The organism is Acinetobacter sp. AKBS16, assembly GCF_002899995.1.
Lineage (GTDB): Bacteria > Pseudomonadota > Gammaproteobacteria > Pseudomonadales > Moraxellaceae > Acinetobacter > Acinetobacter baumannii.
The window spans coordinates 24,783-49,934 of the sequence record NZ_POYH01000089.1 but is presented as its reverse complement, the minus strand read 5'-3'; the positions used below and the strand labels follow the sequence as shown (position 1 = coordinate 49,934).

Annotated in this window: 25 protein-coding genes and 1 tRNA gene; 12 read left to right on the top strand and 14 right to left on the bottom strand. The window is 38.8% G+C overall.

Features of this window, described 5'->3' with window-relative positions; all coding sequences use genetic code 11:
* The first annotated feature begins 91 nt into the window (after positions 1-91).
* The 4 genes from C1642_RS15940 (at position 92) to C1642_RS15925 (ending at position 3,153) form a co-directional block, all read left to right on the top strand.
* Positions 92-718 carry a lysophospholipid acyltransferase family protein gene (locus C1642_RS15940; protein ID WP_000434847.1) on the top strand — a complete coding sequence of 209 codons (627 nt, stop codon included), beginning with the start codon at positions 92-94 and terminating at the stop codon, positions 716-718.
* A 67-nt stretch (positions 719-785) separates the two neighbouring features.
* On the top strand, positions 786-1,703 hold the full coding sequence (locus C1642_RS15935) for a patatin-like phospholipase family protein (RefSeq protein WP_000684973.1): 918 nt from the start codon (positions 786-788) through the stop codon (positions 1,701-1,703).
* A gap of 105 nt (positions 1,704-1,808) precedes the next feature.
* Positions 1,809-2,270: an NfeD family protein gene (locus C1642_RS15930; RefSeq protein WP_103236576.1), complete on the top strand. Its 462-nt coding sequence runs from the start codon at positions 1,809-1,811 to the stop codon at positions 2,268-2,270.
* A 28-nt stretch (positions 2,271-2,298) separates the two neighbouring features.
* Positions 2,299-3,153 carry an SPFH domain-containing protein gene (locus tag C1642_RS15925; RefSeq protein ID WP_001143941.1) on the top strand — a complete coding sequence of 285 codons (855 nt, stop codon included), beginning with the start codon at positions 2,299-2,301 and terminating at the stop codon, positions 3,151-3,153.
* Positions 3,154-3,221: 68 nt separating this feature from the next.
* Here C1642_RS15925 and C1642_RS15920 read toward each other — a convergent pair whose 3' ends face one another.
* The 3 genes from C1642_RS15920 to prpF all read right to left on the bottom strand — a co-directional run bounded on the left by C1642_RS15920 (position 3,222) and on the right by prpF (position 5,909).
* Positions 3,222-3,590 carry an MmcQ/YjbR family DNA-binding protein gene (locus tag C1642_RS15920; protein WP_001012948.1) on the bottom strand — a complete coding sequence of 123 codons (369 nt, stop codon included), beginning with the start codon at positions 3,588-3,590 and terminating at the stop codon, positions 3,222-3,224.
* Between the two features lie 59 nt (positions 3,591-3,649).
* Entirely contained in the window at positions 3,650-4,561 is a 912-nt protein-coding gene (locus C1642_RS15915; RefSeq protein ID WP_000097109.1) for a polyprenyl synthetase family protein, read from the bottom strand.
* Positions 4,562-4,721: 160 nt separating this feature from the next.
* Positions 4,722-5,909, bottom strand: coding sequence for a 2-methylaconitate cis-trans isomerase PrpF (gene prpF / locus C1642_RS15910; RefSeq protein WP_103236575.1), 1,188 nt, complete (start codon positions 5,907-5,909; stop codon positions 4,722-4,724).
* A gap of 379 nt (positions 5,910-6,288) precedes the next feature.
* On the opposite strand from prpF, the gene C1642_RS15905 reads away from it, so the two are divergent.
* Both C1642_RS15905 and C1642_RS15900 read left to right on the top strand, forming a co-directional pair.
* On the top strand, positions 6,289-7,644 hold the full coding sequence (locus C1642_RS15905; RefSeq protein ID WP_002016863.1) for an amino acid permease: 1,356 nt from the start codon (positions 6,289-6,291) through the stop codon (positions 7,642-7,644).
* A gap of 76 nt (positions 7,645-7,720) precedes the next feature.
* Positions 7,721-7,793 (top strand) — tRNA-Arg (locus C1642_RS15900).
* A 13-nt stretch (positions 7,794-7,806) separates the two neighbouring features.
* Here the strand turns inward: C1642_RS15900 and hchA are convergent.
* From hchA to C1642_RS15880, 4 genes are all read right to left on the bottom strand, one after another.
* On the bottom strand, positions 7,807-8,682 hold the full coding sequence (gene hchA / locus C1642_RS15895; RefSeq protein ID WP_001095768.1) for a glyoxalase III HchA: 876 nt from the start codon (positions 8,680-8,682) through the stop codon (positions 7,807-7,809).
* 202 nt (positions 8,683-8,884) lie between these two features.
* The gene (locus C1642_RS15890; RefSeq protein ID WP_103236574.1) at positions 8,885-9,883 is read right to left on the bottom strand and encodes an NAD(P)H-quinone oxidoreductase; all 999 of its coding nucleotides are present in this window, start codon (positions 9,881-9,883) and stop codon (positions 8,885-8,887) included.
* 46 nt (positions 9,884-9,929) lie between these two features.
* The gene (locus C1642_RS15885) at positions 9,930-10,823 is read right to left on the bottom strand and encodes an AraC family transcriptional regulator (protein WP_103236573.1); all 894 of its coding nucleotides are present in this window, start codon (positions 10,821-10,823) and stop codon (positions 9,930-9,932) included.
* Positions 10,824-10,981: 158 nt separating this feature from the next.
* Complete coding sequence (locus tag C1642_RS15880; RefSeq protein ID WP_000426931.1) at positions 10,982-11,800, bottom strand: undecaprenyl-diphosphate phosphatase; 819 nt, start codon at positions 11,798-11,800, stop codon at positions 10,982-10,984.
* 355 nt (positions 11,801-12,155) lie between these two features.
* Between C1642_RS15880 and C1642_RS15875 the strand changes: the two genes are divergently transcribed.
* Together C1642_RS15875 and C1642_RS15870 are read left to right on the top strand one after the other, a co-directional pair.
* A complete protein-coding gene (locus C1642_RS15875; protein ID WP_000799162.1) occupies positions 12,156-12,956 on the top strand; it encodes a PaaX family transcriptional regulator C-terminal domain-containing protein in 801 nt (266 codons plus the stop codon).
* A gap of 106 nt (positions 12,957-13,062) precedes the next feature.
* Positions 13,063-14,040: a fatty acid desaturase family protein gene (locus C1642_RS15870; protein ID WP_103236572.1), complete on the top strand. Its 978-nt coding sequence runs from the start codon at positions 13,063-13,065 to the stop codon at positions 14,038-14,040.
* 57 nt (positions 14,041-14,097) lie between these two features.
* Here the strand turns inward: C1642_RS15870 and C1642_RS15865 are convergent, their stop codons facing one another.
* Positions 14,098-15,132 carry an AraC family transcriptional regulator gene (locus tag C1642_RS15865; protein ID WP_103236571.1) on the bottom strand — a complete coding sequence of 345 codons (1,035 nt, stop codon included), beginning with the start codon at positions 15,130-15,132 and terminating at the stop codon, positions 14,098-14,100.
* A gap of 163 nt (positions 15,133-15,295) precedes the next feature.
* On the opposite strand from C1642_RS15865, the gene C1642_RS15860 reads away from it, so the two are divergent.
* Together C1642_RS15860 and C1642_RS15855 are read left to right on the top strand one after the other, a co-directional pair.
* Positions 15,296-15,994, top strand: a complete 699-nt coding sequence (locus C1642_RS15860) for an NAD(P)H-dependent oxidoreductase (protein ID WP_103236570.1) — start codon at positions 15,296-15,298, stop codon at positions 15,992-15,994.
* A gap of 598 nt (positions 15,995-16,592) precedes the next feature.
* Positions 16,593-18,104: an OmpP1/FadL family transporter gene (locus C1642_RS15855; RefSeq protein ID WP_009519746.1), complete on the top strand. Its 1,512-nt coding sequence runs from the start codon at positions 16,593-16,595 to the stop codon at positions 18,102-18,104.
* 67 nt (positions 18,105-18,171) lie between these two features.
* On the opposite strand, the gene thrH is transcribed toward C1642_RS15855, so the two are convergent.
* Positions 18,172-18,789: a bifunctional phosphoserine phosphatase/homoserine phosphotransferase ThrH gene (thrH, locus tag C1642_RS15850; RefSeq protein WP_000406996.1), complete on the bottom strand. Its 618-nt coding sequence runs from the start codon at positions 18,787-18,789 to the stop codon at positions 18,172-18,174.
* A 184-nt stretch (positions 18,790-18,973) separates the two neighbouring features.
* On the opposite strand from thrH, the gene C1642_RS15845 reads away from it, so the two are divergent.
* Together C1642_RS15845 and C1642_RS15840 are read left to right on the top strand one after the other, a co-directional pair.
* Positions 18,974-19,708 (top strand): phosphoadenylyl-sulfate reductase, encoded by a 735-nt coding sequence (locus C1642_RS15845; protein ID WP_000216072.1) that lies wholly within the window; start codon positions 18,974-18,976, stop codon positions 19,706-19,708.
* 171 nt (positions 19,709-19,879) lie between these two features.
* Positions 19,880-21,265 (top strand): WS/DGAT/MGAT family O-acyltransferase, encoded by a 1,386-nt coding sequence (locus C1642_RS15840; protein WP_017816444.1) that lies wholly within the window; start codon positions 19,880-19,882, stop codon positions 21,263-21,265.
* 29 nt (positions 21,266-21,294) lie between these two features.
* On the opposite strand, the gene C1642_RS15835 is transcribed toward C1642_RS15840, so the two are convergent.
* The 5 genes from C1642_RS15835 to mreC all read right to left on the bottom strand — a co-directional run bounded on the left by C1642_RS15835 (position 21,295) and on the right by mreC (position 25,059).
* Entirely contained in the window at positions 21,295-21,468 is a 174-nt protein-coding gene (locus C1642_RS15835) for a PA1571 family protein (protein WP_001103036.1), read from the bottom strand.
* A 139-nt stretch (positions 21,469-21,607) separates the two neighbouring features.
* Positions 21,608-23,062: a ribonuclease G gene (gene rng / locus C1642_RS15830; RefSeq protein WP_001288187.1), complete on the bottom strand. Its 1,455-nt coding sequence runs from the start codon at positions 23,060-23,062 to the stop codon at positions 21,608-21,610.
* A gap of 113 nt (positions 23,063-23,175) precedes the next feature.
* The gene (locus tag C1642_RS15825; RefSeq protein ID WP_000940845.1) at positions 23,176-23,736 is read right to left on the bottom strand and encodes a Maf-like protein; all 561 of its coding nucleotides are present in this window, start codon (positions 23,734-23,736) and stop codon (positions 23,176-23,178) included.
* Positions 23,724-24,215: a rod shape-determining protein MreD gene (gene mreD, locus C1642_RS15820; RefSeq protein ID WP_001121008.1), complete on the bottom strand. Its 492-nt coding sequence runs from the start codon at positions 24,213-24,215 to the stop codon at positions 23,724-23,726. The genes C1642_RS15825 and mreD overlap by 13 nt, the downstream gene beginning before the upstream one ends.
* A complete protein-coding gene (gene mreC, locus C1642_RS15815; RefSeq protein WP_001182997.1) occupies positions 24,202-25,059 on the bottom strand; it encodes a rod shape-determining protein MreC in 858 nt (285 codons plus the stop codon). Before mreC ends, mreD begins: the two co-directional genes overlap by 14 nt.
* Positions 25,060-25,152: the final 93 nt, after the last annotated feature.

Below are 25,152 nucleotides of genomic sequence, written 5' to 3'. Positions count from 1 at the left end.
TGAAATACCATGCGTGGTCTTACATTTTGCCAATGAAGCGCAGATTTCAAAAGATTAAGATAAAACAAAGGATGATTTAAAACTTAAAAATATGGAACAACATTTCCCTAATCTACCGTCTCAGGTTCCCCAACGTGGTAATGCTTTAAGTCGAGCATTATTTAAAAAACTCTTTTTGGCACAAGGCTGGACTATAGAAGGTGAAGTTCCCAACTTTCCTAAAGCTGTAGCCATTATTTCTCCCCACACCTCCAATATTGATGGCTGGTATGGTTTTCTTGCCATTTTTGGACTCGGTATTCAAATTACGGTGCTAGGTAAAGACAGTTTATTTAAGCCACCTTTTAAACGGGTTTTAGATTGGGCGGGCGTTATTCCTGTAAAACGTGACTCGGCCAATGGTCTGACTGAACAAGTCGTTGCGACTATTCAACAGTATGACAAGATTTGGATTGGAATGGCGCCAGAAGGCACACGTAAGAAAGCAAAAAAAATGAAGAGTGGTTTTTACCATATTGCTGCAAAAGCCAATATTCCTATTGTGATGTTTTCTTTTGATTATGACCGTAAGACTATTCACTGCTTAGGCTATTTAACTCCAAGCGGAAATTATGATGAAGATCTCGCCAAGATTTTTGAACGTTATGAAGGAAAAATATCACCGAAAAATCGTAATTGGCTTGCAGAGCCTTTACAAAATCTTGTGAAAAAAACCTAGCAAAAATTGAACGAATCTGGTCTGATGGGCCATCTTAATTTATCTTGCCATAGATTGTTTTTCGAAGATGAAAATTGCTCAATTTGCCAGTATCGGATTTATCTCTTTAGCCCTATTTGGCTGTGATAAGTTCAGCAAAACACCAACACCGACCACTTCAGTTAAAGCGCGCGAACCAGTGATCGCACTTGCATTGGGTGGCGGTGGAGCAAAAGGATTTTCACATATTGGTGTTATCAAGGTTTTAGAATCACATGGTATTAAACCGAAAATTGTTACGGGTACAAGTGCCGGTAGCTTTGTAGGCAGTATCTATGCCAGTGGACAAACGCCTTATCAACTCCAAAATCTTGCGCTTAAATTGCAAGAGTCTGATATTCGCGATTTAACCCTGAATCGCCAAGGTATTATTCTTGGGCAAAAGCTACAGGACTATGTTAACCGTAACGTGGGTAACAAGCCTATTGAGAAATTCCCAATCCGTTTTGCAGCGGTAGCAACTCGTCTTGATAATGGCCAAAAAGCAGACTTTATTAAAGGTAATGCAGGACAAGCTGTTCGCGCATCATGCAGTATTCCAAATGTGTTTGTACCTGCAACCATTGGTAAGCAGAAATATGTAGATGGCGGATTGGTTAGCCCAATTCCGGTCAAAACAGCACGTGATATGGGTGCTGATATTGTGATTGCAGTTGATATTTCTGCACGTCCGGCAGGAAACCGACCTGCGAATATGTGGGGATTGCTTGATCAAACCATTAATATTATGGGTCAACAAAGTATTAATGAAGAGTTAAAGCAAGCTAACGTGGTGATTCAGCCTAAAGTTGGGCACTTAGGTACACTCGATTTAAAATCAAGTAATGAAGCTATTTTAGAAGGCGAAAAAGCTGCTCAAGGTCAAATTCGCCAAATTGAAACTGCAATTGCAAATTTCAAAAAATCTCCAGCCGCATTTAAGCCTGCACCACGCCCTAAATTTTAATTGAGGTGGTTTTTTTCTATCCACACTCTTCATCATCTGCTACAGTGGTAAAAGTGATATGAAATCACTTTTACCCATCATAAAGACATATAAAAGAGCAGATCTATGGAGTTTGTTGTAGAACCTTGGCACTGGTTTGTATTGGGTATCTTACTTATTCTTTCTGAGCTGATTCTCCCTGCCTTTGCCGCTCTCTGGTTTGGTATTGCAGCCATAATGGTTTGCTTTTTCTATTGGTTATTTCCAGATATCAGCCTTACTACTCAAATAGTGCTGTGGATTGTGTTATCGGTGCTATGTACCCTTCTCTGGTTTAAATTTATTAAGCCTTTATCTATTGATAAAACTAAAGCAGGTTTACCTCGAGAAGCGACTATTGGGCAAATTGGTATGGTGATTCAGACCGAACTTGCTCATGACCAAATTATTGTTCGTTTCCCTATGCCTATTTTAGGGGCCGATGAATGGAACTGCCGAAGCACCACCCCTGTTAAGGTCGGTGATCGGGTTCGAGTCATTGATATTTCGGGTAATGACTTAATTGTTCAGCCCCACAGCACTTCATAAACATTAAAGATAAAGAGAGGTTATTTTCATGCCAGTTGGTACTATTATTGTTTTAGCCTTTTTGGCTTTTGTTGCTGTTACCATTTTTAAAGGGGTACGTATTGTTCCTCAAGGTTATAAATGGATTGTTCAGCGTTTAGGAAAATATCATTCTACGCTTAATCCGGGGCTTAACTTCGTTATTCCTTATATCGATGACGTGGCCTATAAAGTCACTACTAAAGATATTGTGCTTGATATTCCATCACAAGAAGTCATTACCCGTGACAATGCTGTATTACTCATGAATGCCGTGGCGTATATCAATCTGACTACACCTGAAAAAGCGGTGTACGGTATTGAAAACTATACATGGGCCATTCAAAACCTTGTACAGACTTCACTACGTTCAATTGTCGGTGAAATGGATCTAGATGATGCCCTGTCTTCACGAGATCACATTAAAGCTAAACTGAAAGCTGCGATTTCTGATGATATTTCAGATTGGGGTATCACTTTAAAAACAGTAGAAATTCAAGATATTCAGCCATCTTCCACCATGCAAGCTGCCATGGAAGCTCAAGCCGCTGCTGAACGTCAACGTCGTGCTACAGTTACCAAAGCTGATGGTGAGAAACAAGCTGCAATTTTAGAAGCAGATGGTCGTTTAGAAGCATCTCGCCGTGATGCCGAAGCGCAGGTTGTTTTAGCAGAAGCTTCTCAAAAAGCGATTGAAATGGTAACAAGTGCCGTAGGTGATAAAGAAATTCCTGTTGCTTACCTGTTAGGTGAACAGTACGTCAAAGCAATGCAAGATATGGCGAAATCAAGCAATGCCAAAACTGTTGTGTTACCTGCCGATGTTTTAAATACAATTCGTGGCATTATGGGAAAGCATAATTAATTTAATTGCTTCAAATAAGCCATTGAAATCAAAACGGCGACAATCATGTCGCCGTTTTTTCTTTTATATTATTGGTTATTTAATCTTTTCTGATCTTTCAAAGGAAGCTTTTTTACGACCAAGTCATAAGAGTCGCGAATCAAATCTCGGAGAAAATCGCTTGTTAAATTTTTATGCGGTTTAATCGAAATCCAGTGTTTTTTATTCATGTGATAGCCGGGAATAATAAATGGATAGAGTTCCTGATATTCCTGACTTTTATAAGGGTCACATTTGACATTAATCATTTTTACGCCAGACACTTCCACTGTCAGCATAAACATTTTTTCTAAAATTTTAAAAACTTCATACTCTGGACCAAATGGATGAGTTTGCTCACTAAAAGGGAGATTACGCGCCGCCTCTATTGCGAGTTGATGAAGCTGTTCACCATTCATTCTTTTCTCCTGTATTCATTAAGTCTGAATAGAAGTAGGAAGATTGATTTATGTTTTTATTAATTAGTACGAGCTAACAGGAATTGTGAAATCTCAACTAATTCTTTTGCATTTTCACCGAAATGCGCTAAAGCTTCGAAAGCTTGATCATGCAATTCTTTGGCATAAATCTGTGCTTGCTCTAGTCCCATTAAAGCAGGATAAGTCGATTTTTGTACTTGTTCGTCTTTACCAGCGGTTTTGCCTAAAGTTTCAGTGCTCGACGTAATATCCAAAATATCATCTTGGACCTGAAAAGCCAGTCCAATCGCTTGTCCGTATTGACGTAGTTTTGGAATTGCCTGATCAGTTCCCGGGAAAATTGTCACTGCCCCCATCATAATAGCAGCCTGAATAAGCGCACCCGTTTTATTACGGTGAATATTCTCTAGTTCGTCTTGAGAAATTTGCTTAGCTTCGGCTTGTAAGTCTAAAACCTGTCCACAAACCATTTTAGAACTAGCTGTAGCTAAAATTTGAATTTGCTTTAAGACAATTGCAGCATCGGTTCCCTGCCCTTGTTCATCAAACAAACGGCTCCCTAAAACTTCAAATGCCATCGATTGTAAAATGTCACCCGCAAGTAACGCGGTATCTTCACCAAATGCAACATGACACGTTGGCTGACCACGGCGAAGCAAATCATTGTCCATACAAGGCAGGTCATCATGTGCTAAGGAATAACAATGGATGAGTTCAACAGCAACCGCAGCACGGCGAGCAGCCGCAAAATTTGGATTATCTTGTAAAGAAGCTGTAGCGTAACACAAAGCCGGGCGCACACGTTTTCCACCGAGCATAACTGCATGGTGTACAGCGCTTTTTAAAGGTTCGGGAATTGAGAATGCAGCCAGTGTCGTCAATAAATCTTGTTGAATACGTTGTTGAGCTTGTTTTAAAACATCCGCATTAACTTGAGAGAGTGATGACACAGTCGCCTCGATAAAATCAGTAGAGAAATTTTATTGAATGTGATGAAACATTCATGTGCTACATCATACACGATTCACTGTAAAAAGTGCGTGATGAGTTATGGATGTCAGAAGTAAAAAAGCCTCTCTAGGGTAGAGAGGCTTTTCATTTAAATGACTTTTAGAAACTGTCACCCGGAATGCGTACCCAACCTTCCATTAACACACGCGCACTACGGCTCATAATGGCTTTTTTCACTACCCATTGGCCATTTGTAAGTTCAGCTTGGGCACCAACACGTAATGTTCCAGATGGATGTCCAAAACGTACTGCTTCACGCTCTCCGCCGCCAGCCGCTAAATTGACTAAAGTGCCTGGAATCGCAGCCGCTGTACCAATTGCTACCGCTGCTGTTCCCATCATGGCATGGTGAAGTTTGCCCATCGACAAAGCTCGAACAAGTAAGTCGACATCGTTCTCTGAAACGTTTTTACCGCTTGAAGCTGCGTAATTTTTTGGTTTAGAGACAAAAGCAATTTTTGGTGTGTGCTGACGTGCGGCTGCTTCTGAAATATCTTTAATTAAGCCCATCTGAACTGCACCATAGGCACGAATTTTTTCAAAACGTGCTAATGCTGCTGCATCACCATTAATATGATCTTGTAATTCAGTACCTTCGTAGCCTAAATCTTCTGCATTTAAGAAAATGGTTGGAATACCAGCATTAATAAATGTCGCTTGAAAACTACCAATTTCTGGAACATCTAATTGGTCAACAACATTCCCTGTCGGGAACATATCACCGCCCTCTTCACCATCATCGGCAGGGTCTAAAAACTCAATTTGAACTTCAGCGGCAGGGAAAGTTACCCCATCTAGTTCAAAGTCTCCGGTTTCTTGAACTTGGCCATTGGTGATAGGTACATGCGCAATAATAGTTTTTTGAATATTTTTTTGCCAGATTCGAACAGTACAGAGGCCATTTTCAGGAATACGATCGGCATCAACCAAACCATTTGAAATTGCAAATGAACCAACCGCTGCTGTCAAATTACCGCAGTTACCACTCCAGTCTACAAAAGCTTGATCTATTGAAACCTGCCCAAACAAATAGTCGACATCATGATCTGGCCGTGTACTTTTGGCGAGAATAACGGTTTTACTGGTACTCGAAGTCGCTCCACCCATTCCATCAATTTGTTTTCCATAAGGGTCTGGGCTACCAATGACACGTAGCAAGAGTTGATCTCTTGCTTGACCTGCAACTTGAGCTTTTTCCGGCAAATCATCAAGTTTAAAGAATACACCTTTACTGGTTCCACCACGCATGTAAGTTGCTGGAATTTTAATTTGCGGTACGAAGCTCATATCAACTGTTATCCTTACTATTGTGTTTTTATATCTCAAAACAAGCAGACTTGTTTAGTCATTCGCTTCATCTTAAATCGTTTTATGATCAAGAGATAGCACTCTACTTTTATACATCAATCGTATTGACGCGGGTTTATTTTGGAAATTTCAATTCATGCCTGCAATGACCGAATAAAGCAAAATCATAAGAAAAAAAGTCTATCAAAAAATATATTTTTGGAAGATTTTTCAACCAATTTAACACGATTAAAAGCAAGTTTATGATTTTAAATATTTTTTATGGTTACTTTACAGTCATCCCTTGTTCAATTGTAGTCTAGGCTAAAATAAATCCATCTATTAGAATAATTTACTTATTCATTGTGAGTGAAGACCTTTGACCAACGAATCTTCTACACTTCAACGAGGACTAAAAAATCGACATATCCAATTAATTGCTATGGGTGGAGCAATTGGTACCGGATTATTTTTAGGCTCGGCGCAAGTGATTCAATCTGCGGGACCATCCATTATTTTAGGATATGCCATTGGTGGCTTAATTGCTTTTTTAATTATGCGCCACCTGGGAGAAATGATTGTTGAAGAACCTGTTGCAGGATCGTTCAGCCATTTTGCGTATAAATACTGGGGGAAATTTCCCGGATTTTTAGCTGGATGGAATTATTGGATGCTCTATGTTCTGGTTGCGATGAGTGAACTCACCGCGGTAGCCAAATATATTAATTACTGGTGGCCTCATATTCCAGCATGGACGTCTGTCTTATTTTTCTTTGTCGTGATTACGGCAATTAACCTAACAAACGTCAAATTTTATGGTGAGTCCGAATTCTGGCTCGCTATTATTAAAGTTGCTGCGGTTATCTCTATGATTGTTTTTGGCCTTTATTTGCTATTTACAGCAGATGTAGGTTCAAGCATTTCGTTTAGTAACCTTTGGTCTCATGGTGGATTTTTTCCAAATGGCTTTAGTGGCCTCTTCTATATGTTGGCTTTCTTGATGTTCGCCTTTGGTGGTATTGAACTGATTGGTATGGCCGCGGCAGAAGCAAAAGATCCGAAAAAAACCATTCCAAAAGCAATTAACCAAGTTGTTTTCCGTATCTTGATTTTCTATATCGGTTCACTAGCGATCTTACTTTCATTAGTGCCGTGGAACCAATTAGATCTTGGCGGGCTCGATAAAAGTCCATTTGTTATGATTTTTAGTCAAATGGGTATTGGTTGGGCTGCACATTTACTGAACTTTATTATTTTAACCGCTGCTCTCTCTGTTTATAACAGTGGGATGTTTGCAAATAGCCGTATGCTTTACGGTTTAGCTCAACAAGGCAATGCACCAAAAATTTTCAAGAAAGTAAATAAACAAGGTGTACCTGTACCAGCAGTTTTGCTATCGGCATTACTCATTTTTGGCTGTGTTCTTTTAAATTACTTTGTACCGGAAGATGCTTTAAGCCACTTAATGTACATTGTTGTTGGAGCACTGGTATTGAACTGGGCGATGATCAGTATGACTCACCTTAAGTTTAAATCAGCAATGAAAAAACTCGGTCAAAAAACTCACTTTCCTGCACTTTGGGCACCGTTTAGTAACTATCTGGTTTTAGGTTTTATTGCTGTAGTACTCTACATTATGTGGAGTCAGGGCTTTAAAGAATCAGTGATGATGATTCCTATTTGGATCGTTCTCATGTTTATTTTGTTTAAAGTACTCAATGCCAAAGAACAGTAATCTAACAGCTTGTACTTAAAACTATAAAAAGTCATTGCCTCGGCAATGGCTTTTTTGTTTATAATCAGAAAATTATGCGCCCTTAGCTTAACTGGATAGAGCAGTTGCCTCCTAAGCGACCGACGTGGGTTCGAGTCCCGCAGGGCGCACACTTTTAGTGAATTAATCCTTCACTTCAGCCAGCAATGTTTCAGCTGCAAGTTTGCCTAAATTATTAGAAGCAAGCGGACTATCGCCCGTTAACAATTTACGGTCTCGATGACATTGACCAGTAATGCCAGTGTTCAAAATCTTCACGCCGAGCTTTTCAAGGTTTTCACCGACTAACCACGGTAAAGCTCCAGGCATGTAACCAATATCAATATTCGCTCCCTTATCTAACGAATCAGGGAATACACAAATTTGATAATCTTTAAAAATATAATTCTCAGGCTGTTCATCTACTGCGGCAGCCAGTAACGAAGCTGGACCATGACATAACGTAATAATAAATTTGTCTTGTTCAACTGCCCATTTAAGAACTTTCTTCACTTCAAGGCTATGCGGAATCTTAGCTAATACCCCATGCCCACCCGGAATAAATACAGCCGCATATGGAGAGTTTTCACCGACTACATTTTCTAAAATATCGGCAAGTTTTAACGGATTTTTTAATTTATCTGCATATTTCTGGAAAGTATCTAATACCACTTGTTCTTGCTTTGGCATTGCCCACATTTCAAGTTTGGCTGGATTACCTGAAAGTGTCGCAACATCAATTTCAAATCCGGCATTATCTAAATGGAACATTGGCAAAAGCATTTCTACTGGATGGTTTCCGGTAGAAAAGAACTTACCGTTTTGCATCTGGATATAGCGTTCATCAGTTGCAATCATTAAAACCTTTTTATTGCCCGCATACGGCGTTGGATAGGTTGTGCCATCGTAATCTGTTTTAGGAGAAGTATATTGACTCAGTGAATATGGTGATGGGAAGAACGCATTATCTTCAGCTAAATCTGGAGTTGGATTTTTATCATTTGATGCTGGGGTATTCATGGTTACCATCCTTTAGAATTGAAGAGCGAAATAACAGCTTTAAGACAGTTATTATTTCTTAGTAAATGTATATTCAGATCAAGAAACAGGTGCAACAAGCCAATAGAATTTGGCAATTTTTATATAGAAATAGGCACAATTAATAATTATAAAATTTCAGTTTAGGCAAACATGTCATTTACCTAAACTGTCACAGATCAGATTAAGCATTCATCTCTAAAACGATCTTTCCAATATGGTCGCCCTGCTCCATACATGCATGAGCACTTTGTACATCTGAAAAAGCATAGGTTTTATAGATTTGTGGTAAACACTTGCCTTGCTCCAATAACGGCCACACATGTTCATGTAAAGATTGAGCAATCTGTGCTTTTTCTTGGCTATTACGCGCTCGCATCGTTGAGCCTGTAATCGTTGCGCGTTTTAAAATCAGTTTTTGTAAATCAAATTCTTTTGCAATTCGACCTCCCATAAAGCCAATAATGACAAGTCGGCCATCACGTTTTAATAGATTTAAGTTTTTCTGAAAATAAGAGCCACCCACAATGTCCAAAATAACATCAACACCTTGTTCTTGAGTATGGTTCAAAATTTCCTGCTCAAAATCTTGGGTTTTATAATTAATTGCTGTGGTTAAGTCAGAGAGTGCTTCAACTTTATCTTCACTACCAACCGTAGCAAAAGTTTTAATCCCTAAAGCATGGCAAATCGCTAAAGCAGTGGTTCCAATCCCACTTGCACCGCCATGAATCAGGGCAGTTTCATCTTTCTTTAAACGGCCAATATCAAAAAGATTTGCCCAAACCGTAAAGAATGTTTCTGGAATCGCAGCAGCTTGAGTAAATGATAAATTCTCAGGTATTGGCAATACTTGAGTTGCAGTTACCGCACAGTATTCTGCATACCCGCCACCATTGGTTAAAGCACAAACCTTTTCCCCGACTTTAAACTGTTGCACTTGCTCACCCACAGCAACCACTATTCCGGCGACTTCAAGTCCAGGGATTTGAGTAACCCCTTTAGGCATTGGATATAACCCCATACGCTGTAAGACGTCAGGGCGGTTAATTCCAGCGGCTTTAACCTCAATTAAAACCTCATCAGCTTGAGGTACCGGAACATTTGAATCTTGAAGTTTTAAAACCTCAGGTCCGCCAGGAACCGTAATTTCAACAATTTTCATGGTTGTCGGAAGATTCATTGATATGCTCCATGTTTGGTTTATATTTAAGACGTGTTGATTTACTTTAGTTTGTTGATAATTTAGGTGGAACTCCAAACAGCCGCTTAAACTCTCGACTAAACTGTGAGGCACTCACATATCCTACCTCATAGGCAGCTTCTGCAACGCCCATTTGGTTATTTAGGATTAGATCACGTGCCTTATGTAACCGAGTAATTTTGATGTACTGTAATGGAGAATAGTTGGTAACTTTCTTAAAAGCTTGATGAAAAAGCGAAACGCTCATTCCTGCTTGTTTAGCCAACTCCTGAACCGTTAAGTTACGATAATAATCTCTTCGAATAATTTCACAAATCGTATAAATCACTCCACTTCGGCTCATAATAGCCGAAAGGTTCTGGATAAAATCACTACCGCCAGCTTGTAAAACCCGATAAATAAGTTCGCGTTTCACCTGCTCTCCTAAGATTGCAGTATCTTGCTTGGAACGAAGTAAGTTCAACAAGCGTAAAGCAACATCAGATATAACCGAGTTCATTTCAATAATATTTAAACCACAGCTCAGTTTTATCTCTTTGTTATCAAAATCTTCTATAAGTGGTCGCTGCTCTTTATCCATTTTAGTCGCCAGCTCAGCCATCATTTGAGGTTCAAATTTAATCGCAATTGCAAGCATTGGTTCACGCTCAACCAACGTATCGCAATCAAAAGGAATAGCAATTGAGATAAATAAACACTGGCCTTGTTGAAACTTAAAAATATCTTTTCCGATATAAGCTCGTTTTACACCCTGAATGACTAAAACAATGGAAGGCTCTTGCAATACAGCAACCGGCTGTGTGGAATGATCTACCCTCATCAGGGTGATATTTGAAATATGAGTGGGATATAACCCCTCTTGAGGAGCCAAATACAAAAAAGCCTCTACCAAACTTTTCGTCAAGTCATTCTGTTGCATTGCTTTATTTTTTACGGGCTATTTAAGATTTACTATATCAATCAAACTAAAAGGAAAAAGTATTTCTTGGTAGTACTTTGTATAAATAAGCAAGTTAAAGCTATTTTTAGGCATAAAAAAACCTAGATTTCTCTAGGTTTTTATCCTTAATCTGACTATTAAGCAGATAAGTTAAAGAACATAGCAGCAATTAGGATAATTACACCTAATACAATTCGATACCACGCAAATACACGTAATGTATGACGCTCAACGAAGAGTACGAGTGCTTTTACAACCAATAAAGCAGCAATAAATGCCGCAACAAAACCCACTCCAATATTAACCATATTGTCTGAAGTCAACACATCAGCATTTTTAATTAGGTCAAATGTCGCTGCACCTAGCATGGTTGGCATTGCAAGGAAAAAAGAAAACTCTGTTGCAGCTTTACGAGACAAGCCTGCAAACATCCCGCCTACAATTGTCGCACCTGAACGAGAGGTTCCAGGAATCATCGCAACACATTGAGCCAGACCTACTAAAAGCGCCTGTTTAAACGTGATCTTGGTCGCATCATCTGTTTTATGTTCAAATTGTTTAGATTCAACCCAGAAAATAATAAGCGCGCCGACAATCAGAGCAATCGCAACTACAATTGGGCTAAATAAAACACTTTTAATAAAATCTACAGCTAAAACGCCAATAATCACTGCCGGGAAAAAAGCAATTAAGACACTAATGGCAAAATGGCGTGACTCGACATCACCACTAAAAAAACCTTTGATTAAGTTAATGATTTTCTGACGATATAACCAACACACTGCCAGAATAGCACCTAACTGGATCACTACTTCAAAGACACGACCACCATCTGAATGGAAATCGATAATATGACCAAATAAAATTAAATGACCAGTACTCGAAATAGGTAAAAATTCAGTTAAGCCTTCAACAAAGCCTAGAAACAGTGCTTTTATAACTTCAAAATTTTCCATAACTTGCTCAAAGAAAGTTAGTTAATCACTAGAACGACCTAAAATTTATTTTATTGCCACAGTTAGCCTTTTATTTAGCTCAACATGTGTTCAATATCAGATCATTTCTAGCATTTGTGGTTATTGCCTCTAGTGAAAGGCAGTTTATTTAAAGTGCGATAATGTATCACATCATAATGACAAACTTAGGTTAACTATCGTAAAAAGATAAAACTTGGTTAAAAATGGCCAAATTTTCTTTTGTTATAGATAAGTTTTTTACAATAGATGAGTTTAGAAAATCATCTTAAAAAGTCCTTAAAAAAACATGTTATTATTCCAATTAAATACAACTCATATCAAAAATTCAGACTGAATGAAAAATACCAAAATTAACGCACGTCATCTTATTATCGACCTCTTTCTTTCTTCCGCTTATCCTCAGCTCAGTATCAAACAAATTTTGGTTGCAGCTAAACTTTTTAACTTAAGTGAAAATGGTATTCGAGTTGCGACAACACGCTTGTTAAATGAAGGTATGATCCAGAGCGTAGAACGCGGAATCTATCAACTTTCTCCATCTGCAAAAGATTGGGCGAAAGTTATTCTCAATCGTAAAAATGGAATTAAACAAACTAAAGAATGGCAGCAGCATTATCTTGCCGTGTTTACAGGAACCTTAGGCCGCATAGACCGAACAGCACTAAAAAAACGGGAACGTGCACTTCGTCAATTTGGTTTTAAAGAGCTGGAAACTGGTATTTACATCCGCCCAGACAATTTAGCTTATAGCTTTGAAAAAACCTGTGATGAGCTTGTTTTAGCAGGGCTAGAGAAAGAAGCAAAAATTTGTATTATTCAGCATTTCGACTCAACAACGCTTAAGCAAATTTTTTCTTTATGGGATACCAAACAACTCGAAAAAAATTATGAAATGTATAGCCGAGATATTACGCACTGGCTTGAAAATTATGCTCACTCCCCTTTAAACGATGCAGCAGTCAAGGCACTTCTTTTAGGAAGGGAAACAATTGCCTTACTCATGAATGACCCATTATTACCAGAGCCATTTGTAAATGAATCTGCTCGTAATCAATTTGCTCAAGATGTACAGCAACTAGATGCAATTGGCCAAAAACTTTGGAAAAAAATATATGAACAGGAATTAAATTTATAGCCATCTGATTTATTTTTTTACAAACAAATATTTCACTTTTTAAATTTTTATGACTATATTTGTAATATAAAATATGGATACCAAACTCTAATTTGGGAGAATAAAAATGAATGCACAGGTGAGTGTTACCGATCTATTTAGCAGAGAAGAAATACAAGAGCTTACAGAACCTTCAGATGCATATGGCGCTTGGGCCGTTACTAGCACATGGGCTGTTATTGGAGGAACATTTGCCAGCTTAATTATGATGTGGGATTACTTACCGAGTTGGGGGAAATTATTAGCATGTATGCTTGCTCTAGCTGTTTTAGCTGGCCGTCAGTTATGCCTCGCAATTTTAATGCACGATGCATCCCATAAAAGTTTATTCAAAAATAAGAAAATAAATGATTTCGTTGGGGAGTGGCTATGTGCCCGCCCAATCTGGAACGACCTACAAAAATATCGTGTACACCATGTTCGTCATCACGCCAAAACATCTACACCAGATGACCCAGATCTTTCTTTAGTTGCAGGCTTTCCTGTCAGTAAACAATCTCTTACTCGTAAATTCTTACGCGACTTAACTGGTATAACAGGATTAAAGTTTAGCTTAGGCCGTGTGTTGATGGACCTTGATGTCATGAAATGGACTGTAGCCAATGATCAAATCTGGTTAGACCGCAGTGATAAAAATTTCGTTGACTATGCAAAGAGTATTGCAAAAAACAGTACAGGCGCTATTGCAACCAACCTAGTACTTTATGGTGTTTTAAAAGCTTGTGGTCAACAACGTTTTTATTGGTTATGGCCTTTGGCTTATTTGACACCATTTCCATTATTTTTAAGAATTCGTTCAATGGCAGAACATGCAGGTATGCAAACCAGCAATACTGCTTTAACTAACACTCGTACCACACGTGCAGGTTGGATTGCGAGAAGCTTTGTAGCTCCTATTCACGTCAATTACCATATGGAACATCATTTAATGGCGTCTGTTCCATATTTTAAATTACCGCGTATGCACAAAATATTAAGAGAACGTGGGCATGTGCCCACCCCACCGAGCTATTTTGAAGTAATTCATACACTTTCATCAAAATAAGAGTTAACGAATTAAAATAGGGTTAGAAGACCACTTTCAAATTTGTGGTCTTCTTGATTATTCACGTATCTCTAAATTTTTTAGTTTTAATTGAGTTTGATAATACTTCGGTGTTACACCCATCCAGCGTTTAAAAGCGCGGGTGAAATGGGGTGTATCGGCATAGCCTAATCTTAAAGCCACAGCTTCAATTGACATTGAACTATTTTGCAAAAGATCTTGTGCATATTGCTTTCGAGTTAAATCAACTAATGCTGAGAAACTTGTATTCTCTATTGCCAAATACCGCTGTAGGCTACGTTCTGACATATTCATCATTTGGGCAACTTGCTTAACTTTTAATATTTCCCCCTGACTATTGATCAATAATTTTTTTATTACTTGGCTAATTTCTGCTTTCCATCCACTTCGTAACTTCAATTTATCAATATCTTTTTTACACTGGGCTTTCAGCAAAGGTGCCAGCATAGGGTCAGCCGTGAGTATAGGCTGCATTAAATATTCTTTTGGAAAAATCCAAATATTATGTTTTTGCTCAAATAAACAACTTACCCCTAATTTATCTTTTATTTTTGAAAAACCTAGTGGTTCGGGCATATTCAATTGCACTGTACCTAAAGCAGATAACCCTGTTAGATGTTTTGCGATGTGAATAAAACCTAACAACAAAAAAATAGTCGCATCTGAACTTAATTGAAAACTTTTTAATGGTTGATGAATAGACCAGTAAACATCGTCTTGCTCTTGCTTTAACTCGGGTTTAAAGGCATCACAACGCGAACCAATAAATTGTTCAAGTATTTTTAAAGCCTCTCCAAGATTTGCAGACACCATGGCTGCCATACCGACAGAACCATAACAAGAAGCTTTCATTTCCAACGCCAGATAACCCGCTAATGCTGGCTCATGAGTGAGTTGAATCGCATGCTCAAGTAAGTTATTTAAGGTATTAAACTCAACATACCAATACGGTTTTTTTAATTGTTCCGGTGTTACTCCACTACCCTCTAAAAACTGCTCACAAGAGATACCTCTGCGCTTAACGATGTCAGCTAATAAATTAATATAAGTTCCGGGTAATTCTGGAGTCATGAGCGGCCCATTAGAAAGCGTAATTGTGGCGTTAAATGGTAAAAACTGTCAGTTCTTGAACTATGCCATGCTTTTAAATTCAGGCATAGTCACTTAAGACAAACTGACTTAACTCTCCGACATTCCACTAAAAACTAATCTTTTCTTTAAGAGTAAAGACACTATGAATATCCTGATTGTTCATGCTCATCCAGAACCTCTGTCTTTTACAACTTCCCTAAAAACGACAGCACAGCAAACCTTAAAAAAATTGGGCCATCAAGTAGAAATTTCCGATTTATATGCAATGCAGTTTAATCCTGTTGCCTCTAAGGAAGATTTTTTAGAACTCAATCAACCTGATTATTTTAACTATGCATTAGAACAGCGAAATGCCACAAAACAACAACTTTTGGCTCCTGATATTCAAGTAGAAATTGACAAAGTAAAACGTGCCGATCTAGTAATCTTGAACTTTCCGCTTTATTGGACTTCTGTTCCAGCAATTTTAAAAGGCTGGATTGATCGTGTATTTGTCTCTGGACTTTTTTATGGGGGTAAGCGGTTTTACAACCATGGTGGCATGGCAGGTAAAAAAGCAATGCTCTGTTTAACACTCGGTGGTAGAACACATATGTTTGGGGAAAATTCTATTCACGGACCAATTGAACATTATCTATCACCGATTCAACGCGGTACTTTGGCTTATACTGGCTTTGAAGTTCTTCCCCCATTCATTGCCTACCATGTACCTTACATTAGCCAAGAAGCACGTGAAACTATTCTTGAGGACTATGTCACTTATCTCGCTCACCTTGACCAACTTGAACCCTTAAAATTTCCTAAACTTGAAGAATTTGATGAAAAGTTATATCCCCTCTAATACTATGTTTTAAATCTAAAAGGCGCGATAACCGAATTCTTTTCTATTTCGGTTATCCCTTAAATAAAGCAAGCTTAAATCCAGCAATTAATTCCTCAAAAAATTTGACCAAATAGTAAAGAAAATACTCTCAATTTTTATCTAATAAATAACAATATAAAACTGAATCAATAATATACATGTGTAGAGAAACTAGACTTATCCATTAAAAATGATGACTAATACTCATTTCATAATCAATCAATTCATATTTTTACAAAAAAATCTTTGACCATTTTTCTTGGATTTATGACAAAAATGTCATAAAAACAAGCAACTTTAATAATAGATAAAAAATATAAATATCAATTATTTAAATTAATTAAACAACAAAAATATTCCTTCATATTTCATTCATTATTGCCATTTTTTGTATAAAAAGTGAGTACTCTGCAGTTCATAGAACAGATTTACTCTTAGTGTAATTATGCTATTTTTGTTACATGGAGTTATCAATGCTTTGAAACTTGTAATTCAAAGCACTGAAGGCAACACAGTTTAAACGGTTTAACTCTGTTACTTTTAAAAAAATGTCTTGAAGTTCAAGGAAAGATTAAAAATGAAATTAAAACATCTGAGCACTGCAATGATTTTAGCAACGCTGCCTGCAACTGGGGTTTTTGCAGCAGCTTTAGATCGCTCTGGACAGTCAATGTCTGCGTTCTTCCAACCTGGTAATTACTTTGAAGCAGGTATTTCTGTTCTAGATCCTGATGTAGCTGGTAAAGAAGCTGGATCTAGTGCCACACGTCGTGATATTGGCGATATGGCGAATGACTACTACTTCCCAAGTGCTGCATTAAAATTACAAATTAATGACCAATTTTCTTTCGGTCTACTCTACGATCAACCATTTGGAGCAGATGCAGAATATTCAGGTAATAACGTATTCGTTTCGAATCCAGGCAGTGATACTATTTTAAGTCAAAAGGCATTAGGTGACTTAGCAACCAGCTCAATTCAGAAGTTAGTTCAAGCATCTGGATCAGCATTTACACCAGCTCTTATAGAGGTGACGAAGGTTACTGGCGGTGACCCTACAAAACCAACTCAAACAGAGATTTTAGGTGCATTACAACAAGTTGCTGCCGGAGGAAATACAACTGTAGGTGCAGGACTGACAGCACTACAAAAAACCCAAGCTGCTATTAACGCAGCAAATAATTATTTAGGTACTGGTGGAACTAAAGTTAAAGTTGATACACAAAACTTATCTTTTGTATTTGGTTATCAACCAACTAAAAACTTCAATTTCTACGCAGGTCCTGTATTACAAACAGTTAAAGGTAATGTAAGTTTACGAGGTCAAGCTTATAGTCTTTATAATGGTTATGATGCAAGTATTAAAGAAACTACAGGTGCTGGTTGGTTAGCAGGTGCTGCTTATCAGATTCCTGAAATCGCACTTAGAGCATCTGTAACTTATCGTTCTGAAATTGATCACAAAGTAAATATTGATGAAAATTTATCTATATTAAATTTCCCTGGTCTTACTTCAGTATTGGCTGGTTTAGACGTTCCAGCATCTAAACTTCAAGCAATTAATTCATCTGGTAAAACTACAATCACAACACCACAGTCTGTTAACCTTGATTTTCAGACAGGTATCATGGCGGATACAGTTGCGTTTGCCAATGTACGCTGGGTGAATTGGAAAGATTTCTCAATTCAACCATATAAATTTGGCAAAGTTTCAGAAGCTGTAGGTGGTCTTGTTGGGCGTCCAAATGGCTTCAACCTAGTTGAATATTCTGATGACCAATGGTCTGTGAACGCTGGTGTAGGCCGTAAGCTTAATGATAAATGGGCTGGTAATGTTTCTGTAGGTTGGGACTCTGGTGCAGGTAATCCTGTAACAACATTAGGACCAACAGAAGGTTACTGGAACGTAGGTTTAGGTGTTCAATATAGCCCTACTCCACAAACTTTCATCGCTGGTGGCGTAAAATACTTCTGGTTGGGTGATGCCAAAGCTCAAACAGGCGCGCAAGCAGGTAGCGATGAATATGTTGCAGACTTCTCTGATAACAATGCTATCGCTTACGGTTTAAAACTTGGTTATAAATTCTAAGTTTTAAAAACTAATCTAAATAAAAAAGGCGCTATAAGCGCCTTTTTTATTGTCTATTTGTCCTTGCTTAAGCAGGAATATTGCGCTGTGAAACTGATCGGATTGCTTCTTTTAATGCATCATAACCATTGATTGCAGGAAACTGCGGAAACTCTGCAATAACATTTGCAGGCGCATCAAACAAGAAACCATGGTCGGCTTCACCAAGCATCGTTGTATCGTTATATGAATCACCTGCTGCAATCACACGGAAATTCAAACCATGTAGTGCTTTAACCGACTCACGTTTTTGGTCAGGCTGGCGAAGTTTATAAGCGGTAATCATACCATTTTCATCTGTCTCTAATTTATGACAGAAAATTGTTGGCCAGCCTAATTGTTTCATTAAAGGATGGGCAAACTCATAGAAAGTATCCGACAGAATGACCAGCTGGAAATGATTGCTCACCCATTCAACAAACTCTTTTGCACCTGGTAAAGGCCCCATCTCGGCAATAACTTCTTGGATGTCTTTTAAGCCTAAACCGTGTTGTTTTAGGATATTCAGACGCTGAGTCATTAAAACATCATAATCCGGAATATCACGAGTTGTTGCTTCTAGTTCTTTAATCCCTGTTTTTTTTGCGAAATTGATCCAGATTTCAGGAACTAAAACTCCCTCAAGATCTAGGCATACGATTTCCATGAATGCTTCCAACGTTGGTTAAAAATTGCTGTATCATACCATTAAGATTTTCAGTTTTGCGTTGTTATTGATCAAATCAATTTTATTCATAAGGATCGAAATTAAAGTGCTAAGCAATTTATTCACTATCCTTTAGAATATTTTTCATAACTCAATGCGCCCAAGCCTTTTGCCAGGAACACCCATGACCGTTATTCCGACTATTGATATCGTTGATGCTCTCGCGGCTGAATATGCAGCTAAAAGTCCGCGCGAGATTCTAGAACTTGCATTAAGCCAACAAGGTGAGATCGCAATTTCGTTCTCTGGAGCAGAAGATGTAGTCTTAATTGATATCGCTTCACGTTTAGGTAAACCTTTCCGTGTTTTTAGTCTTGATACAGGCCGTCTACACCCTGAAACTTATCAATTTATTGAAACTGTTCGTAAGCACTACAATATTAATATCGAGATTTGTTTCCCTGATGCGGAAGCTGTGCAAAGCATGGTGAATGAAAAAGGCTTATTTAGTTTCTTTAAAGATGGACATCAAGAATGCTGTGGCATTCGAAAAGTTCAACCTTTACGTAAGAAACTAGCGACCTTAGATGGCTGGATTACAGGTCAGCGTAAAGATCAAAGCCCTGGTACACGTACTGAAATTCCAGTGGTACAAGCTGATGCAGGCTTCTCTGGTCCGGGTAAGCAACTCATTAAATATAATCCGCTTGCCAACTGGTCTAGCGCCGATGTGTGGAGTTATATCCGCATGATGGAAATTCCATATAACCCTCTACACGAGCGTGGTTTTGTTTCGATTGGTTGTGAGCCATGTACACGTCCAGTACTTCCAAATCAACATGAACGTGAAGGCCGTTGGTGGTGGGAAGAAGCAACACAAAAAGAATGTGGCTTACATGCAGGTAACTTGAAAAAATAGTTCGGTATAAAAAAACCACTGATGAATCAGTGGTTTTTTTTACAGTTATATCTCGTACACAAAGTCATATTTAATCTGTAATAAACGCTATATACTAAATTTACGGTTCTATAATTCTAATAAGAGCTCAGTTAAGGGCTTCTTAGAAAAAAGCATGAGGCACAACGAGTTATGCGTCCATTACACCCTATTGATTTTATTTTTCTATCACTAGAAAAAAGACAACAACCGATGCATGTTGGCGGATTGTTTTTATTTGAAATACCTGAAAATGCCCCTGAAACTTTCGTTCACGATTTAGTAGAAGAAATACGCCAATCTAAAAGTATTCCTGTTCCACCCTTCAATAACCGTTTAAATGGTCTATTTTGGGATGAAGATGAAGAGTTCGATATCGACCACCATTTTCGCCATATTGCCTTGCCTCATCCTGGCCGGATTCGTGAATTACTGGTTTATATTTCCCAACAGCACAGCTCTTTAATTGATCGTGCAAAACCACTTTGGACGTGTGACATTATTGAAGGGATTGAAGGCAATCGTTTCGCGATGTACTTTAAGATTCATCATGCCATGGTTGATGGTGTTGCAGGCATGCGCTTAATTGAGAAGTCGCTGTCAAAAACACCACAAGAAAAACATGTTGTTCCACTTTGGTGTGTGGAAAGTAAAAGAACAAAACGCTTAAAAGTACCAAAACCAAGCACAAGTAAGATCAAAAGTATTTTAGGGGGTATAAAATCACAGCTTGAGGTGACTCCTAAAGTTATGCAGGAATTATCGCAAACCATTTTTAAAGAAATGGGTAAAAATCCTGATTACGTCTCCACCTTTCAGGCTCCGGTTTCGATTTTAAATCAACGTGTAAGTGCTTCACGTCGCTTTGCAGCCCAATCTTTTGAATTAAGCCGTCTTAGAAAAATTTCTAAAGTACTTGGTGTAACAATCAATGACGTCGTACTTGCTGTGTGTTCTGGGGCATTACGTGAATATCTGATTAGTCACAACAGCCTGCCTAAAAAGCCTCTTATTGCCATGGTGCCTGCTTCCCTACGCACAGATGACTCTGACGTAAGCAATCGTATTACCATGATTTTGGCAAATTTAGGAACCCATAAAGACCAGCCTCTAGAGCGGCTCGAGATTATTCGTCGTAGTATGCAAAATTCAAAGCAACGCTTTAGCCGCATGACCGCGAATGAGATTTTAAACTATAGCGCTGTTGTTTATGGTCCAGCTGGACTTAACATTATGTCTGGGATGCTTCCTAAGCGTCAGGCATTCAATTTAGTGATTTCCAATGTACCTGGCCCACGTGAGCCGCTTTATTGGAATGGTGCGAAATTAGATGCACTCTACCCTGCTTCTATTGTCATGGACGGGCAAGCGCTCAATATTACAATGACAAGCTATCTGGATAAGCTTGAAGTAGGTTTAACAGCATGTCGAAATGCTTTACCTAAAATGCAAAACCTTTTAACGCATCTTGAAGATGAGATTCAACGGTTTGAAGAAATTATTGAAGAGAAACAGCTGAAACATCATTCAGCGAGTTAGGAAAAATTAAGGGGCTTTAAAATGGCCCCTTATTTTTTAATTGCGCGGCACTGGTTAAGTAACTGATGACATACTGAACGAATCATTGCAGTTGTGATTGGTACTTCTTTACCTTGGTCATTCAACATATAGCAGCTATTGACTGGCGTGCTTTCTAAAACATGTTTAAGACCGTTGCTAATTAAGTTTTCACTTACATTCATGGGTTATACCTCTTATTGTTTGCTAAGACGTTTAATAGGGAGAACGTCTAGGGCTACTGTATGTAAGTAGTATTTAAAATTCATGAATGAAAGTAAAATTTCAGTTGTAACAAGGATTAAGCGATATCTTGTTACAACTTTAACTTAAAATGATATCGTATTGCTCTTGCGTATATAAATTTTCGACCTGAAATTTAATAACTCTGTTGATAAAATGCTCTAAATCCGCCACTGCAGGTGCTTCTGCTGTTAATAATCGGTCAATCACGGATGGATGAGCAACGACAGTAAAGCCACTCGTAGACTCAAATGCACGGGTGTAGCGTAATATCTCTCGAAATATTTCGTAACACACTGTCTCTGCAGTTTTGACAAAACCACGCCCCTGACACGTTGGACACGATTCACATAACAAGTGTTCTAATGATTCACGTGTACGTTTACGTGTCATTTCTACCAGACCAAGTTCAGAAACCTGTGTGATTTTGGTCTTGGCATGATCACGTTCAAGCATTTTTTCAAATTGACGCATCACTTCTTCACGATGAATCGCTTCTTGCATGTCAATAAAATCAATAATGATAATGCCGCCTAGATTTCGTAGTCTAAGCTGACGCGCAATCACCTGAGTCGCTTCCATATTGGTCTTAAAGACAGTGTCTTCAAGGCTACGGCCACCAACATAAGAGCCTGTATTGACATCTATTGTGGTCATCGCCTCAGTCTGGTCAATCATTAAATAACCGCCAGACTTTAAAGCAACACGTGTTTGCAGTGCTTTTTGGATATCTTCTTCAACGTTGTAAAGATCAAATAATGGACGCTCACCCGGGTAATGAATCAGGCGACTTTGCATATTCGGAACAAACTCATCTACAAACTCACGCAGTTTTCCATGAATCTCTCTCGAATCGACATAAATCTTTGCGGTTTCTTCACTTGCCAGATCACGGATAATTCGTTGCGGTAGCGGTAGTTCCTCAAAAATTAAGGAAGGTACTGCCACATCAACTTGCTTACGCTGAATATATTCCCATAACTTACTGAGGTAGCACATATCTTGTGCAATTTCGGCTTCATCTACCCCTTCAGCAGCAGTACGAACAATTACGCTACCGGGTAAATTATGCTCCGCCTGAATGCTCTCAATAATATTACGTAGCCGATCACGCTCTTCTTCAGACTCAATGCGCTGAGAAACACCAATATGGTTACCATATGGCATAAGAACTAAATAGCGAGAAGGAATTGAAAGATCTGTGCTCAGGCGAGCGCCTTTAGTACCGAGCATATCCTTCATCACCTGAACGGTAAGAATCTGCCCTGGATGAAGTAGTTCAAACACATTTGGAGTTGGCTGTGAACGTGGCCAAACCATATCATTAATATGCAAAAAGGCCGTTCTGGATAAACCGATATCAACAAAGGCCGCTTGCATACCCGGAAGCACACGTACAACTTTACCTTTGTAGATATTGCCGACAAGTCCACGTTTAACTGTACGTTCAACATACAGCTCATTAACAGTTCCATTTTCGATTAATGCCACCCGACACTCCATAGGTGTGACATTAATAAGTAGTTCTTCTGACATACATAAACTCAAAGCATTATAAAATTTTTATTAAAGAGTCAGAGGGACTGTTAATGTAGCTTTGTCCATTGTTCATCGACAATGCAATTCAATCAAGAATTATCAACAACCCCTTATGTCTTCACTCTTTTGAATAACTGTGAAAATTCGTACAAAGGAAGCCCTACCACATTACTATAACTTCCTTGAATTTTGGGAATATATTGTGAAGCAATTCCTTGAATTGCATATGCACCGGCCTTCCCTACAGGTTCTCCTGTGGCCCAGTAATCTTCCATATCTTGCGTAGTTAAAGATGCAAACTCAACTTGGGTCTGCACCACCTGACTTAAGATTTGTTGCTGTGTTGCAATACAAATTCCGGAAAATACATCATGCCAACGACCAGATAATTGTTTCCAGATGTCAAAGGCATGCTGCTTTGAGTCAGGTTTACCAATAATCTGACCATCCAGCCCAAGACTCGTATCTGCTGCAATAATCACTGAATCTGGAAAAATGTTTAATACAGCTTGGGCTTTTTCTCTCGCTAACCGCTCTACATATTGGTGAACCAGCTCACCTTCATGAACAGATTCATCAATATCAGGGCTATAGATTTCAAAATTTAAGCCCAGTTGTTGCAACAACTCTCTCCGACGCGGAGAACTAGAAGCTAAAACTAAATGCGCCATTTTGCTAAACAATAATAGACAACAGGCCAGGTTAAGATACTTGTCATCAATGGTTGCCAATGTCGAGCAATCGAAAAATGAATGCCCCCCATCGTTTGAGTCACCCACATAAACGCTAAGTGAGCAATAATCACCAATGTAGCAATTGTCCATAAATTACCAAAAGTCAAAATACGGCGTTCGCGTATTAAAAATCGGGTAATAAACGTGACAATAACAAAACTCAGTGCATTTAATCCTAAAGGTGCATCAAGCAATAGATCTGTAAAAATCCCCATTCCAAATGCGAACCACACCCCACACCATGTTGGCTGGCAAACAACCCAAAACAACATGATCATAAGCATGAACAATGGTCGCCAGCCCGAGATGTCGTAAGATAGTGGATAGATCATGAGGACAGACCCCACGATTATAGAGAGAATAATTCCCCATAATGGATCTTTACGCTTCTCACGTTTCAACTTAGCGATCGGCATATGGTTGCTCCTTCGCTAATGAGTCAGAGAAAAGTACAACAACATGATGACCAGTTGCTAATTGTGCTGCTGGTGTAACATCAATTTCAGCAAACTCACCTGAATTATGGCGACGGATTTTAGCCACCGTACCCACGGCATAACCTGCTGGAAAATGCTCACCTAAGCCTGAACTTAATACTTTATCGCCGACCTGAATATTTGCACTCGTTGGCACATATTCCATTTTTAAACGGCCTAAATCACCAGTACCCGAGACAATTGCACGCATACCTGTACGCTCTAAACGAACAGATAGAGAATGCTCTTTGTCAGAAAGCAGCATCACACGTGAACTATGAGGATATACATTGATAATTTGCCCCATAATCCCTTTATCATCCAGAACCGTTTGACCAACTTTAAGATGATCCATTGCACCACGGTTGATAATGATAATGTGACGAAGCGGATCGGCATCTGTCCCAATCACTTCCGCAATTTCCATACGACCATCAATAATTAATGGTGTATCGAGTAAACCACGTAAGCGGGTATTTTCAGCAGATAATTCAGACAGCTTCTGCAAGCGGACCTGAGCCTGTAATAGCTCAGCCTGCATTGCAGTGTTTTCACGGCGCAGTTGTGTTTCAGATTTAGTTTGTTGATTCAGCCATTCTCTCGACAGTACCGGATAACTTGCAAGTGCATAAATTGGATTATATGCAGCGTACAAGACATCCCTTGCTGGCTGAATTACATAAGGCATGCGCCAATCAAAGAACAGCACCACCAAGCATGTAATGACCGCAATAATGAACGAGCGGAAAGATGGCGGCTGTCTTGAAAAAATATTCGGTTGCACCGCCTAATCCTTAAACTTAACCGACGAAAAGCATGTCATGGTTCGGGTTGTCGAAGAATTCCAATACTTTACCACCACCACGGGTTACACAAG

Coding starts and splice junctions, on each gene's coding strand:
- C1642_RS15925 (WP_001143941.1), top strand. CDS start 2,299: ATGCCAGTTGGTACTATTATTGTTTTAGCCTTTTTGGCTTTTGTTGCT.
- thrH (WP_000406996.1), bottom strand. CDS start 18,789: ATGGAAATCGTATGCCTAGATCTTGAGGGAGTTTTAGTTCCTGAAATC.
- C1642_RS15875 (WP_000799162.1), top strand. CDS start 12,156: ATGAAAAATACCAAAATTAACGCACGTCATCTTATTATCGACCTCTTT.
- prpF (WP_103236575.1), bottom strand. CDS start 5,909: ATGAGCTTCGTACCGCAAATTAAAATTCCAGCAACTTACATGCGTGGT.
- C1642_RS15885 (WP_103236573.1), bottom strand. CDS start 10,823: ATGCAACAGAATGACTTGACGAAAAGTTTGGTAGAGGCTTTTTTGTAT.
- C1642_RS15890 (WP_103236574.1), bottom strand. CDS start 9,883: ATGAATCTTCCGACAACCATGAAAATTGTTGAAATTACGGTTCCTGGC.
- C1642_RS15940 (WP_000434847.1), top strand. CDS start 92: ATGGAACAACATTTCCCTAATCTACCGTCTCAGGTTCCCCAACGTGGT.
- C1642_RS15870 (WP_103236572.1), top strand. CDS start 13,063: ATGAATGCACAGGTGAGTGTTACCGATCTATTTAGCAGAGAAGAAATA.
- hchA (WP_001095768.1), bottom strand. CDS start 8,682: ATGAATACCCCAGCATCAAATGATAAAAATCCAACTCCAGATTTAGCT.
- C1642_RS15840 (WP_017816444.1), top strand. CDS start 19,880: ATGCGTCCATTACACCCTATTGATTTTATTTTTCTATCACTAGAAAAA.
- C1642_RS15935 (WP_000684973.1), top strand. CDS start 786: ATGAAAATTGCTCAATTTGCCAGTATCGGATTTATCTCTTTAGCCCTA.
- C1642_RS15865 (WP_103236571.1), bottom strand. CDS start 15,132: ATGACTCCAGAATTACCCGGAACTTATATTAATTTATTAGCTGACATC.
- C1642_RS15855 (WP_009519746.1), top strand. CDS start 16,593: ATGAAATTAAAACATCTGAGCACTGCAATGATTTTAGCAACGCTGCCT.
- C1642_RS15920 (WP_001012948.1), bottom strand. CDS start 3,590: ATGAATGGTGAACAGCTTCATCAACTCGCAATAGAGGCGGCGCGTAAT.
- C1642_RS15860 (WP_103236570.1), top strand. CDS start 15,296: ATGAATATCCTGATTGTTCATGCTCATCCAGAACCTCTGTCTTTTACA.
- C1642_RS15930 (WP_103236576.1), top strand. CDS start 1,809: ATGGAGTTTGTTGTAGAACCTTGGCACTGGTTTGTATTGGGTATCTTA.
- C1642_RS15880 (WP_000426931.1), bottom strand. CDS start 11,800: ATGGAAAATTTTGAAGTTATAAAAGCACTGTTTCTAGGCTTTGTTGAA.
- C1642_RS15845 (WP_000216072.1), top strand. CDS start 18,974: ATGACCGTTATTCCGACTATTGATATCGTTGATGCTCTCGCGGCTGAA.
- rng (WP_001288187.1), bottom strand. CDS start 23,062: ATGTCAGAAGAACTACTTATTAATGTCACACCTATGGAGTGTCGGGTG.
- C1642_RS15835 (WP_001103036.1), bottom strand. CDS start 21,468: ATGAATGTAAGTGAAAACTTAATTAGCAACGGTCTTAAACATGTTTTA.
- mreD (WP_001121008.1), bottom strand. CDS start 24,215: ATGCCGATCGCTAAGTTGAAACGTGAGAAGCGTAAAGATCCATTATGG.
- C1642_RS15825 (WP_000940845.1), bottom strand. CDS start 23,736: ATGGCGCATTTAGTTTTAGCTTCTAGTTCTCCGCGTCGGAGAGAGTTG.